Raw genomic sequence first — 11,677 nt, 5'->3', positions numbered from 1 at the left:
CGCGCCACGTAGGGGGTCAGTCCTGGCGGCTGGTCACTTCCAGCAGGTGGTAGCCGAACTGGGTTTTGACCGGGCCCTGTACGGTGTTGACCGGGGCGCTGAACACCACTTGGTCGAATTCCTTGACCATCTGGCCGGGGCCGAAGCTGCCCAGGTCGCCGCCCTGGCGGCTGGAGGGGCAGGAAGAGTTCTGCTTGGCGAGTTCAGCGAAATCGGCGCCGCCTTCGATCTGGCTCTTCAGTTCGTTGCACTTGGCTTCGGTGGATACCAGGATGTGGCGAGCGGTGGCACGGGCCATGAGAAGGCTCCTGTCAGGTGTATGAGCCTGTAAGCGTAACTGATCGTTACCGCGCTGGGCAGGGGTGTGTTCTGGTTGGAACCAATGCAGGAGGGCAAGCCTCCATCAGGAGACGAAGATTTTCGCGTCGCCCGGCAAGCCGGCCCCCCCACCCAGATCATGCCCAAGATCTGTGGAACGCCGGCTTGCTTGGCGATGAGGCCCCCACGAGCAAGGACTCGCCCACATGCGCATCGGTGTACTCACCCATATCAAGTTCCCCGTCCGTGCGCCCTTCGCCGGTGGCCTGGAGGCTTTCACGCACGCCGTGGTGCAGGGCCTTGCCCAACGCGGCCATGAGGTAACGCTGTTCGCCCATGAAGACAGCGACCCGGCCCTGAACCTTGTGCCCATGCAGGCGCCGGACCGCTGCCGGCACCCGAGCCTGTCGAGCGAGTACGTGGCCGAGCACCACGCCTACTTCAAGGTGATGGCCACCCTCGACGACCACGGTTTCGATGTGATCTTCAACAACAGCCTGCACTACGTGCCCGTGACCATGGCTTCGGTGCTGCGTACCCCTATGCTCACGGTGTTGCACACTCCGCCATTCTTCGAGATGACCACCGCGCTGGCTGCGCGCTCGAATCACGGGCGCTTCGCCACGATTTCCGCCGCCAATGCCCGCAGTTGGCAGCCATGGGCTCAGCCATGTGCGGTTGTACCCAACGGCATCGACCTGGAGGCGTGGCGGCCCGAAGGCACACCGGGCGAGCACGCGTTCTGGTTCGGGCGCCTGGTGCCGGACAAGGGCGCGCACCTGGCGATCGATGCGGCGCGCCAGGCAGGGGTGCCGTTGCGCCTGGCGGGCCATGTGGCAGACCGCACCTACTTCAATGAGCAGGTGGCGCCTCGGTTGGGAGACGGGGTCGAGTACCTTGGCCACCTGGGCCATGAGCAGATCCGGGCGCAGCTCAGCCAGGCGGCCGTGGCCTTGATCACGCCCTGCTGGGAGGAGCCTTTCGGTTTGGTGGTCGCCGAGGCCATGGCCTGCGGCACGCCGGTGGCCGCTTTCGCCCGTGGTGCGATGCCGGAGCTGATTGACACGCGCACTGGCGCTTTGGCCCCGGGCGGGGATGTGGCGGCGCTGGCGCAGGCGCTGGCGCTCGCACGCCAATGCTCGCGCGCCGCTTGCCGCGAACGTGCCGAAGCCCTGTGGGGGTTGCCGCGCATGCTGGAGCACTACGAACGCCTGCTGGCGGAGGTCGCCCGTGGCTGAGCTGGGTTACTACGTTCATCACCACGGTGCCGGCCATGGGGCGCGGGCCGTGGCCATCGCCAGTGCACTTCAGGTGCCGGTGACCTTGTTCGGCAGCCGCCGGCCTGACGGGGTGTTGCCGGCGAATGTGCAGTGGGTGCAGTTGCCGATGGATTACGCCGAGGGCGTGTCGAGCCCGGCCATCGAGAGCCTCCATTACGCCCCACTGGGCGTGCGCGGGCTCAATCAGCGCATGGCGATCCTCGCGCAGTGGTTCGAGCAGCACTGGCCCTGCCTGCTGGTGGTGGACGTGTCGGTGGAGGTGGCCCTGCTGGCACGCTTATGTTCGGTGCCCACCGTTTACCTGCGCCAGCACGGTACACGCGATGACGCGGCTCACCGCCTCGCTTATGAAACAGCCCAAGGCTTGCTCGCACCCTACCCACAAGCCATGGCTACGCCGGGTGATCCGTGGGCGGCCAAGACGTATCACAGCGGTTGGTTGTCCCGCTATAACGGCCGGCCGGCGGGTGAAGCCGCCGGCGGCACTGTGCTGCTGATCAGCGGGCATGGCGGCAGTGGCCTGTCGGCCGAGTACGCCCAGGCAGTGGCCCTTCAGTGCCCGGATTGGCAGGTGCGCGTCGCTGGGCCGACGCCGGCGGCTTCGGGCGGCGCGAACCTGCACTGGCTAGGTGTGCTCGCCGACCCGGCCGACGAAATGCAGCGCGCCGAGGTGGTGGTGGGCAGTGCCAGCGACAGCCTGGTCAGTGAGGCAGCGGCCTTGGGTTGCCGCTATGTCGCGGTGGGTGAGCAGCGGCCGTTCGCCGAGCAGCGCGATCAGGCCCGGCGGCTTAGCGCCTGCAATGCGGCGCTGGGGCTGGAGGAGGGGTGGCCGGCGGCCGAGCGATGGCCTGCACTGCTGGCACGGGCACGCACCCTTAACGGCCGCACCTGGCGGCAGTGGGCCGACCCTGAAGCGGCCCGCCGTGCGGCGAGCTGGCTGGAAACTCAGCTGGCTAGGCTTCAGCCGCTCAGCTGAGCGGCGAGTCCTGCAAACAAGGGGCGTTGGTTGACCGGGCCAATGCATGCCCTTTGCAACGCTTGCAGGTCCTCCAGCGGCTGCCGGCAGCGCTCCAGCCATTCGCCCAGAAGGATGCCGAACGCGCGGACCTCCAGGCGCTGCATCGCGGTGTCGCCTTTGGCGTAGAACGAGGCGGCCCCGAAATCCCCCAGCAGGCACTGGCCGCCGGGGCGCCACAGCAGGTTGTGGGCGTACAGGTCGCCGTGCATCAGCCCGCGGCCGTGCAACTGTGCACACAGCGAGGCCAGCCGTGCGGCCATGCTGCGCAGGGCGCCGGCCTCGAATTCGAGCCAGGCCGGGTAGCAGTCGCGGGTGCAACTGGCCAGGCTCGGCGGCCCGGCCATTGGCGTGAAGGCGGGGTCGATCAGGTCCATCACCAAACCCTCGGCGCCCTCGGGGTGGCCACTGATGGGGCCCCGTACCGGAATCAGCGCCGGGTGCTGGCCGGCCGCCAGGCACGCGGCCATTTCGTCCAGCGGCGAGCCGTCGCTGGTGATCTGGCCTTTGTAGAGCTTCACCGCCACCGATTGGCCGGCCTGCTGCGCCTGCATAATCAGCCCACTGGCCCCTTCGCCCAGTCGCTGCCCGAGCACCAGGCTGGCCCAAGGCACGGCAGGTGTGGCAGCGGGTGCCTCAGGCCGGCGCCAGGCGCTGGGCAAGGGGTTGCCCGAGTACGCCAGCCACGCCAGCGACGGCAGCTCGCCCAGCCAGGCCGGCAGCTCGACCAGCCGGTTGCTGGCGATGCGCAGCAGCTCGAGGTTGGCGGCGCCGGCGAGGCTGCCGGGCAGGGCGCTCAGGCGGTTGCCAGCCAGCATCAGCTTTTGCAACGCCTGGCGCTCGCCCAGGGCTTGGGGCAGGTGCTCGAGCCGGTTGTCGGTGAGGATCAGCCAGCGCAGCTGGGCGGGAAGCGCCTCGGCAGGCACGTGCTCGATACGGTTGGCCTTGAAACCGACCATGCTCAGCTGCTCGCAATCGCCCAGGCACGGAGGCAATCGCTCGAACGGGTTGTCAGAACAGAACAGCACGCGCAGTTTTTTCAGGCGATGCAGGTCATGGGGCAAAGAGGTGAGGGCATTGCCCGAGAGGTTGAGCACCTCCAGGCTGTCAGCCAGGCCGTAGATTGCTTCGGGAAACTCGCGCAGCCCGCCGGCGAGGTCGAGCCGGGTGATGCCAGCCAGGTCGCCGGCCTCCAGGGCTTGAAGAGTATGCATGGTCGTGGCTGCATCGTTTGCCAAAGGGCGCCAATGATAGGGGAAAGCACGGTTTGAAAAAAAGCGAGTTGCCGCGCAAGGTATGTGCAGCGTGTGGGTTGCCATTCACCTGGCGCAAGAAGTGGGCGCGCTGCTGGGGCGAGGTGCGCTATTGCTCCGAGCGCTGCCGCCGCGCCGCGCGCAGCGGGCGGCCGGTCACACCGGCTGAACCGGGCACCGGTCACGCGGGTCGTTGATAGATCGACCATTGCACGAGGTGCCACCATGAAGCCCTATGTCATCTGCCATATGATGTCGTCTGTGGACGGCCACGCCCTGACCGACGGCTGGGACCGCGATTTCAAGCGCCAGGCCGATGAGCTCTATGAAAAACAGGCCGAGAGCTTCGGTTTCGACGCTTGGATCTGTGGCCGGGTGACCATGCAGGAAATTGCCCACGACACGGGTTATCCGAAGGGGCTGGCCAAGCAACCCATTGCGCGTGAGGCGCATTTTGCCCGTACCGATGCCGACTGTTATGCGATCTCCATCGACCCCCATGGCAAGGTGGGCTGGCAGAGCGACGAGGCGCTTGGTGCTCATGTGGTAGAGGTGCTCACCGAGCAGGTAGAAGACGATTACCTGGCTTACTTGCAATCGGTGGGGGTGTCGTATTTCTTCGCCGGCCAACGTGAGCTGGACCTTACGCAAGTGGTCGACACCCTGGGGTCGGTGCTGGGCTGCAAGCGGCTCATCGTCGAGGGTGGCCCGCATGTGAGCGGGGCGTTCGTGCAGGCCGGGCTGGTCGATGAGCTTAGTGTGCTGATTCTGCCGCTGGTCGATGGGCGCGGTGAGCACCCGGCGTCGTTCGAGATGGACCAGCAGAGGTGGCAACAGCCGATCTACCTCAAGCTTGAGTCGGCAACGCCCCAGGAAAGTGGGGCCGTCTGGTTGCGTTACAAAAAAGCCTGATGGGCGTCGCGTCGCGCGGCTAGCCGCCCCTGCTTGTCGAACTGCACGGCGCAGTTCGGGGCGAGGGCGGTTAGCTGCACCACGGGGCCGTTCAACCCACCTGCGGCTCCTCGGCGACTCCCACCACCGCCACGGGCGCAAACACGAAGTTGCTCTCGCTCAGGTGCCCTGAGAGATCCCCGGCCAGGCTGATCTGGAAGCGATTGCCGTCGGCATCTGCGTCGTAGCTTTTCAGGTAGGTGGTTCGGCCATCGACCGCAACGGCCAAGGTTCCATTATGGCCATCCCCCAAACCTGTGAAGCCCACCTGGGACACGTCGATCTTGTCGGTGAAGGTGTCGAAATCCAGCAGGCGGTCGGCGTGGCTGGTGGTGGCGTCGCGATAGCTGTCGAACATAGAGGTGTAGCGGAACGTGTCATGGCCCATCCCGCCGCTCATGATGTCGCGGCCTTGCCCGCCATCGAGGACTTCATCGCCCGCGCCTCCACGCAGGCGGTCGTCGCCATCGTAGCCGGTGAGGATGCCGCTGAGCGTATTGCCTTGCAGCAGGTCATTGCCGCTGCCGCCTGCAAGCACCTGCGGGCTGAAGTAGACGTTGGCATCGGCGTAGAGCTTGCTCGCCACGTTGCCGTCGATCGCGACCTCGAAACGATGGCCGTTGGCGTCAGCATCAAGGCTTTTCAGGTAAGTCACCGTGCCCGCTGCGTTGACCTGGACCTTCAAGGTGCCGTTATGCCCATCGCCGAAGCCGTTGAGCCCTAACCGGCTCAGGTCGAGAAAATCCTGGCCAGGGTCGAAGTCGGTGATGCGGTCGGCGAAGCTCTGGTCGGCAGTGCGGTAGCTGTCGTCCAGGGCGCTGAAACGGAAGGTGTCATTGCGCACGCTGCCGGTGAGGATATCCCGGCCGAGGCCGCCATCGAGCAGGTCGTCGCCCCCTGCGCCGAACAGGATGTCGTCACCGTCTGTGCCGATGATGATGTTGTCGCTGTTGCTGCCGTCAATGTGGTGCTTGCCGTCGGCAAGCGCGCCCCAAGTACTGTCGAGGCTGCCATCGGCGTTCAAGCGTACGCTGGCGAAATCCTTGTCGGCGCCGACCCCGGCGCTGCCGACCAGTTGGATCTTGCCGTTGGCCAGCAGTTGAATGCCCTCGACGCTGTCGCTGCGGCCGTCTACATCAACCTGCGCGCGACCGTTATCGCCAAAGGTGGTGTCGAGGCTGCCGTCGAGGTTTAGCCGGACCACGCTGAAGTCGCCCATGGTTTGGCCGGCTACCACCACCTTGCCGTCGGGCTGCACGGCGATGGCTTGGGCGGCGCTGTCGCCGAGTAGGTCGACCTGCGCCAGGCCAGCGTTGCTGAAGTGAGGGTCGAGGCTGCCGTCACTGTTGTAGCGCTGGATCAGGTAGTCGCCATTGCCGGTGTACCCCGCGACCAGAACCTGGCCGTTATTCTGCACCGTGACGGCATTTCCCGCCTGGAAGCCACCCACCCCTTCTGCCAGGTCGAACTGAGCATGGCCGGTGCGGGCGAACGTGAGGTCGGGGCTGCCGTCGGCGTTGAAGCGGGCCACGCTCAGGTGATCGCCGCTGCCGGCGGCCAGCACCCATTTTCCGCTGTCGAGGATCTGGATACGGGTGTACCAGGCGGTGCTGCTTTCAGGGAGGGCGATAGGCTGGCCGATGACCGTGGGCGGGCCCTGCAGATTGTAGAATGCGCTGGCCTGGAGGTAATCGACGCCGCGTTCGGTCACGACCTGGCTCAGCAAGAGCGTACCGCCGGCGGTGACGGTCACGTTGGTGCTGAGGCTTCCCAGGTTGTCGAGGTTGGCCGGCTCCCGGCTTGAGCCGGTGCCGCGATAATTCATGTCGAGCGTGCCCAGCGAAGTGACCTGCGCCTGAGCAACATCGAAATGCCCCTCATGATTGCTCAGGCCGGCAAGCCACAGGCCGCCGGTGCGTTGAGCGGCGGCAGCCAGGGCAAAGTCCTGGGTGCCATCGATGTCGACGACCAATTTGCCCGTGCGGGCGGATATCAACGAAGCCATGTCAGGGATCTCCTTGTGAGGGGGAAAGCCCCGGCCACTCGGAGATAGTGCATAGGCGCAGGACGGCAGGCCAGAGCGGGGCGCTTTTACACAGACCGCTCACAGCCTAAAAGTGCAGTTGGATATGCAGCGTCGCCCTGAAACGGCCAGGCAGGCACAGGCCGCCCGGCCGCGCGAAGCCGGTCAGCCTGCCACCAGTACCCGAATCGCTTCGAGCCGTAGCGCGGCCTTTTCGAGCATGGCCAGGCCGTCCTCGCGCTGCTCGCGCAACGCTTCGATCTCGCTGTCGCGAACGCTCGGGTTGATAGCCTGCAAAGCCACCATGCGCGCCAGCTCTTCGTCCAGCTCAGCCACCAGCCGCCGGCGTGCTTCATCCACGCGCGCCTGGTGCTGCTCGGCGACCTTGGCCTCGCCAGCGGCAATACGTGGCGACAGGGCATCGCGCTGAGCCTGGATGAACTTGTTGGCGCTGGCCCGCGGTACGCTTTCGAGCTGGTCATTGAGGGTGTCGAAACTCACCCGCGCGGCCAGGTCGTTGCCGTTGGCGTCGAGCAGGCACCGCAGTGCGATTGGCGGCAAGTAGCGGGCCAGTTGCAGATGGCGCGGCGCGACCACTTCGCTCACATACAGAAGCTCCAGCAGCACGGTGCCGGGCTTGAGTGCCTTGTTCTTGATCAGGGCGACGGCGGTATTGCCCATGGAACCGGCCAGTACCAGGTCCATGCCGCCTTGCACCATCGGGTGCTCCCAGGTCAGGAACTGCATGTCTTCGCGCGACAGCGCCTGGTTGCGGTCGTAGGTGATGGTCACGCCTTCGTCGTCGCCCAGCGGGAAGCTGGCGTCGAGCATCTTTTCGCTAGGGCGCAGGATCAGGGCGTTTTCAGAGTGATCCTCGCTGTCGATACCAAATGCGTCGAACAGGGTTTCCATGTAGATAGGCAGGGCGAACTGGTCATCCTGCTCCTCAATGGCCTCTACCAGCGCCCGGCCTTCGCTGCCACCCCCGGAGTTGAGCTCCAGCAGGCGGTCACGGCCGCTGTGCAGCTCGGCTTCCAGGCGCTCGCGCTCGGCGCGGGCCTGGGCGACCAGTGCCTCGAAGGCCTCGTCATCGTCGCTGCCCAGCAGGCTCAGCAACTGGCCGCCGAACTGGTGATGCAGGGCGTTGCCCGTCGGGCAGGTGGCCAGGAAGGCGTTAAGCGCCTGGTGGTACCACTGGAACAGCCGCGCCTGGGGGGTGTTTTCGAGGTAAGGCGCATGCAGCTGGATGGTGTGCTTCTGGCCGATACGGTCAAGGCGGCCGATGCGCTGTTCGAGCAGGTCGGGATGGGAGGGCAGGTCGAACAGCACCAGGTGGTGGGCGAACTGGAAGTTGCGGCCTTCGGAACCGATCTCCGAGCACACCAGCACCTGGGCGCCGAACTCTTCATCGGCAAAGTAGGCAGCGGCGCGGTCGCGCTCCAGGATGCTCATGCCTTCATGGAAGGTGGTGGCCGGGATCCCTGAACGCACCCGCAGGGCGTCTTCCAGGTCCATCGCGGTTTCGGCGTGGGCGCAGATCACCAGCACCTTGGTTTTCTTGAGCATCTTCAAGGTGTCGATCAGCCACTCCACCCGAGGGTCGAAGCGCCACCAGCGGTCTTGCTCGGCATCGGCGTCGCCTTGCCAGGCGAGGTCGGGGTAGAGGTCTTCGCTGCCCACGTACTGCTCGGGCAGCGGCAGCGGGTAGGGGTGCAGCTGGCGCTCGGGAAAGCCTTGAACAGCCTGGCGGGTGTTGCGAAACAGCACGCGGCCGGTGCCGTGACGGTCGAGCAGCTCGCGCACCAGGCGCGCCTTGGCCTGCTCGTCACCGGCCTGCAGTGCAGCGAGCAGCGGCGTGGCCTCACTGCCCAGGAAGTTTTCGATAGTGGCCTGGGCACTGGCTGGCAGGCTGCCCTTGTCGAGCAGCGCCTGCACTGCCTCGGCCACTGGCCGGTAATGTTCGCTCTCGGCGCGGAAGGCGGCCAGGTCGTGGAAGCGGTTGGGGTCGAGCAGGCGCAGGCGCGCGAAGTGGCTGTCCAGGCCCAGTTGCTCGGGCGTGGCGGTGAGCAGCAGCACCCCCGGGATCACCTCGGCCAGTTGCTCGACCAGCGAGTACTCGGCGCTGGCCTTGTCTTCGTGCCATACCAGGTGGTGGGCTTCGTCGACCACCAGCAGGTCCCAGCCGGCGGCGAACAGTGCGTCCTGGGCCTTGTCGTCGTGCCTGAGCCAGTCGAGCGACACCAGTGCCAGCTGAGTGTCTTCGAAGGGGTTGCTGGCATCGCTTTCAGCGAAGCGTTCGGAATCGTAAAGGGCCACCTGCAGGTTGAAGCGCCGGCGCATTTCTACGAGCCATTGGTGCTGCAGGTTCTCCGGTACCAGGATCAGCACGCGGCTGGCGCGGCCGTTGAGCAACTGGCGGTGGATGATCATGCCGGCTTCGATGGTTTTGCCCAGGCCCACTTCGTCGGCGAGCAACACCCGCGGCGCGATGCGGTCGGCCACTTCGCGGGCGATGTGCAACTGGTGCGGAATGGGCTGGGCACGCACACCGCCCAGGCCCCACAACGAGGACTGCAGGCTGTTGCTGTTGTGCCGCAGGGTGTTGTAGCGCAGTGAGAACCAGTTCAGCGGGTCGATCTGCCCGGCGAACAGGCGGTCGCTGGCCAGGCGGAACTGGATGAAGTTCGACAGTTGGGTTTCGGGCAGGGTGACCGGTGCGTTCTTGCCGTCGAGGCCGTGGTAAACCAGCAGGCCGTCGACGTCGTCGACCTCGCGCACGGTCATCTTCCAGCCTTCGAAATGAGTGATCACATCGCCCGGCGAGAAGCGAACGCGGGTCAGGGGGGCGTTGCGCAGCGAGTACTGGCGGGTTTCGCCGGTGGCGGGGTAGAGCACGGTCAGCAGGCGGCCGTCCTGGGTGAGCACGGTGCCGAGCCCCAATTCCGCTTCGCTGTCGCTGATCCAGCGTTGCCCCGGTTGATACTGCTGCGCCATGCCTTGCTCCGCTCGCGAAAAGCCGTGGATTCTACAGGAACGCGCGGCGTTGCCCAAACCTCGCGTGCCTGTGCTGGGCTTTTATTATAGAAACGGTTGTGCGACAAAACGCCTCAAGTTATGCCGGCCGTTGCCGATGCCCCGGCAAGAGGAGAACCGCCCATGCTGTCACCGATTACGCCGGCCGTGCACGTACCGGTCAACCCCCAGCTCGACCCGGTCAAGCCCACCCCGCAGATCACGCCGGTGGTACCGCCGCAGGCGAGCGGCACCGAAAGCACCATCGACCTGCGCCAGCGCGAGCAGGAGGCAGAGGCCCGCCTGCGCGATGAACAGCGACGGCGCCAGGGCCGCCCGCGCGACCCCGAGGCGCCCCTGGTGGTGCCGGGCGATGAGCTCAACGCCGACGATACGGTGCCGGCGGTCGCGCTGATCGACGGCGAACCGCGCCCCGGCCGCTTGATCGACCTCAAGATATAAGGCTGGCATGATGAGCTCTTCTAAGCGAAACGGCGTATGCCCATGAGCCAGGATGACAACCTCATCGACTTTTCCCAGGAGCGCGCCAAGCGCGTTCACGACCTCAACGACAAGCGTTTGAACGAGGTGCGCCAGGCCTTCGAGCAGGCCATGCCGCTGCCGGGGCGCAAAAAGCCGAAGAAGAAACCCAAGAAGCGTTGATTTGCATCAAGGTGCCTGGGTTCGCCGGCGGTAAAGTACCCCCATCGAGACGGCCACAGCGCTGGCTGTCCTCGGGCACGCAAGGCACTTGAGGCGGCTTCGGCCGCCATTTTTTTCCTTGCTGGCCAGGCCGCCCGGCGTTCTCCTCTCAATAACGTTTCGGCAATTGCGGCCAGGCCTGCGGCACTACCATCAGGCGAGCGACCTCGCTCCCACCCTCATCGATCTTGGCCAGCATGCGTGCCTGCATCATCGGCTCATCACCCTGTAGCCACTGCGCAACGCCGCGTGCGTCGAGCGGCTCCAGGCCGTTGGCCGGGGCAAGCCAACGCGCGCGTGGCAGTGGGCTCCAGCGTGCGCTTGGCTGGGTGGCGGCATATGCCGGCCATGCACTGGCTGGCAGCCACTGGCCCCGCAAATGTTGCGGGTGCGCGTCGCTTAGTGTGGCGCAACCCTGGGGCCAGGGTGAGAACAGGTAGCCACCCAGCCACATGGCCGGCCGCGCGAGCGCCGCACCGGCCCTGGCCAGTGCTGCTCGCCCTGCTGGCGCTTGGCCCAGCCGCAGTTGGCGCTCTGCCAGGTGCGCCAGTTTCTTGTCCAGCCGGTCGTGGCAGCCTGGGCCCAGCCATTGTGCAGCGGCCTGGCCGCCTCCTTCGGGTGGGCCCAGGTAAAACTTCACGGCCAGTTCCAGGTGGTGAATGCCGGTGGCGTCGGCCAGCAGCAGGTCGAACTCCCCCAGGGTGCGGCCGGCCTCGCGCACGGCCAACCCGGCGGCCAGCACCGTCACGCCGGGCGCAGCGGCCAACGCATATCGCCATAATTGCTCGTAGTACATGCCCAGCCGGCGCACCGGGCCTTGTGCCAGGAAGGCTTGCAGCCGCTCCGGCTCGGTGTCCTGCATGCGTAACCAGGCGGCCAGCCGATCGGGGTCGGCCGCCCATTCGCTGCCGGCCAGCGGGTGGCGCTGGGCGGCCGGCGCCTGGGCCAGCAGGGGTGGGCTGGTCAGGGCCCAGGCCAGGTCGCGCACGCAGGGCACGTGCAGCTGGCGGGGGAGAGGGGCAAGGTCACTGAAAGGGTTCATGCCGCGATGATACCTGCGCACCACGCATTTTTTGTCGCCGTTGCCCGCTTTGCTCCATAATCCCCCGCAACGCCAGCCTGT

The 11,677-nt window shown here is 66.3% G+C and carries 11 protein-coding genes; 6 read left to right on the top strand and 5 right to left on the bottom strand.

The window, feature by feature from the left end; translation table 11 throughout:
- Positions 1-16: 16 nt before the first annotated feature.
- Positions 17-298 carry a peptidylprolyl isomerase gene (locus F474_RS13705; RefSeq protein ID WP_097085062.1) on the bottom strand — a complete coding sequence of 94 codons (282 nt, stop codon included), beginning with the start codon at positions 296-298 and terminating at the stop codon, positions 17-19.
- A 226-nt stretch (positions 299-524) separates the two neighbouring features.
- Here F474_RS13705 and F474_RS13700 point away from each other — a divergent pair, with 226 nt between their 5' ends.
- Both F474_RS13700 and F474_RS13695 read left to right on the top strand, forming a co-directional pair.
- Positions 525-1,556 (top strand): glycosyltransferase family 4 protein, encoded by a 1,032-nt coding sequence (locus F474_RS13700; protein WP_097085063.1) that lies wholly within the window; start codon positions 525-527, stop codon positions 1,554-1,556.
- Entirely contained in the window at positions 1,549-2,574 is a 1,026-nt protein-coding gene (locus F474_RS13695; RefSeq protein ID WP_097085064.1) for a hypothetical protein, read from the top strand. The genes F474_RS13700 and F474_RS13695 overlap by 8 nt, the downstream gene beginning before the upstream one ends.
- Here F474_RS13695 and F474_RS13690 read toward each other — a convergent pair.
- Complete coding sequence (locus F474_RS13690) at positions 2,559-3,827, bottom strand: leucine-rich repeat-containing protein kinase family protein (RefSeq protein WP_097085065.1); 1,269 nt, start codon at positions 3,825-3,827, stop codon at positions 2,559-2,561. The two genes, F474_RS13695 and F474_RS13690, sit on opposite strands and share 16 nt — an antisense overlap.
- Positions 3,828-3,880: 53 nt before the next feature.
- Between F474_RS13690 and F474_RS13685 the strand changes: the two genes are divergently transcribed.
- Together F474_RS13685 and F474_RS13680 are read left to right on the top strand one after the other, a co-directional pair.
- Entirely contained in the window at positions 3,881-4,063 is a 183-nt protein-coding gene (locus F474_RS13685) for a DUF2256 domain-containing protein (protein WP_097085066.1), read from the top strand.
- Positions 4,064-4,091: 28 nt separating this feature from the next.
- Positions 4,092-4,778: a dihydrofolate reductase family protein gene (locus F474_RS13680; protein WP_097085067.1), complete on the top strand. Its 687-nt coding sequence runs from the start codon at positions 4,092-4,094 to the stop codon at positions 4,776-4,778.
- A gap of 91 nt (positions 4,779-4,869) precedes the next feature.
- On the opposite strand, the gene F474_RS13675 is transcribed toward F474_RS13680, so the two are convergent.
- Together F474_RS13675 and rapA are read right to left on the bottom strand one after the other, a co-directional pair.
- Complete coding sequence (locus tag F474_RS13675) at positions 4,870-6,822, bottom strand: M10 family metallopeptidase C-terminal domain-containing protein (protein ID WP_097085068.1); 1,953 nt, start codon at positions 6,820-6,822, stop codon at positions 4,870-4,872.
- Positions 6,823-7,005: 183 nt separating this feature from the next.
- Positions 7,006-9,834, bottom strand: a complete 2,829-nt coding sequence (rapA, locus tag F474_RS13670; protein WP_097085069.1) for an RNA polymerase-associated protein RapA — start codon at positions 9,832-9,834, stop codon at positions 7,006-7,008.
- Positions 9,835-9,996: 162 nt separating this feature from the next.
- Between rapA and F474_RS13665 the strand changes: the two genes are divergently transcribed.
- Both F474_RS13665 and F474_RS22680 read left to right on the top strand, forming a co-directional pair.
- Entirely contained in the window at positions 9,997-10,314 is a 318-nt protein-coding gene (locus F474_RS13665; protein WP_097085070.1) for an aspartate-semialdehyde dehydrogenase, read from the top strand.
- 42 nt (positions 10,315-10,356) lie between these two features.
- Positions 10,357-10,515, top strand: a complete 159-nt coding sequence (locus F474_RS22680) for a hypothetical protein (protein ID WP_097085071.1) — start codon at positions 10,357-10,359, stop codon at positions 10,513-10,515.
- A gap of 148 nt (positions 10,516-10,663) precedes the next feature.
- Here the strand turns inward: F474_RS22680 and F474_RS13660 are convergent, their stop codons facing one another.
- Complete coding sequence (locus F474_RS13660) at positions 10,664-11,596, bottom strand: DUF1853 family protein (protein ID WP_097085072.1); 933 nt, start codon at positions 11,594-11,596, stop codon at positions 10,664-10,666.
- Between the last annotated feature and the right edge of the window lie 81 nt (positions 11,597-11,677).

This window comes from Pseudomonas sp. URIL14HWK12:I12, from assembly GCF_003097135.1.
Classification (GTDB): domain Bacteria; phylum Pseudomonadota; class Gammaproteobacteria; order Pseudomonadales; family Pseudomonadaceae; genus Aquipseudomonas.
This window is presented reverse-complemented; position numbering and strand designations above follow the sequence as displayed.

Coding starts and splice junctions, on each gene's coding strand:
- F474_RS13705 (WP_097085062.1), bottom strand. CDS start 298: ATGGCCCGTGCCACCGCTCGCCACATCCTGGTATCCACCGAAGCCAAG.
- F474_RS13700 (WP_097085063.1), top strand. CDS start 525: ATGCGCATCGGTGTACTCACCCATATCAAGTTCCCCGTCCGTGCGCCC.
- F474_RS13690 (WP_097085065.1), bottom strand. CDS start 3,827: ATGCATACTCTTCAAGCCCTGGAGGCCGGCGACCTGGCTGGCATCACC.
- F474_RS13680 (WP_097085067.1), top strand. CDS start 4,092: ATGAAGCCCTATGTCATCTGCCATATGATGTCGTCTGTGGACGGCCAC.
- F474_RS13675 (WP_097085068.1), bottom strand. CDS start 6,822: ATGGCTTCGTTGATATCCGCCCGCACGGGCAAATTGGTCGTCGACATC.
- rapA (WP_097085069.1), bottom strand. CDS start 9,834: ATGGCGCAGCAGTATCAACCGGGGCAACGCTGGATCAGCGACAGCGAA.
- F474_RS13665 (WP_097085070.1), top strand. CDS start 9,997: ATGCTGTCACCGATTACGCCGGCCGTGCACGTACCGGTCAACCCCCAG.
- F474_RS22680 (WP_097085071.1), top strand. CDS start 10,357: ATGAGCCAGGATGACAACCTCATCGACTTTTCCCAGGAGCGCGCCAAG.
- F474_RS13660 (WP_097085072.1), bottom strand. CDS start 11,596: ATGAACCCTTTCAGTGACCTTGCCCCTCTCCCCCGCCAGCTGCACGTG.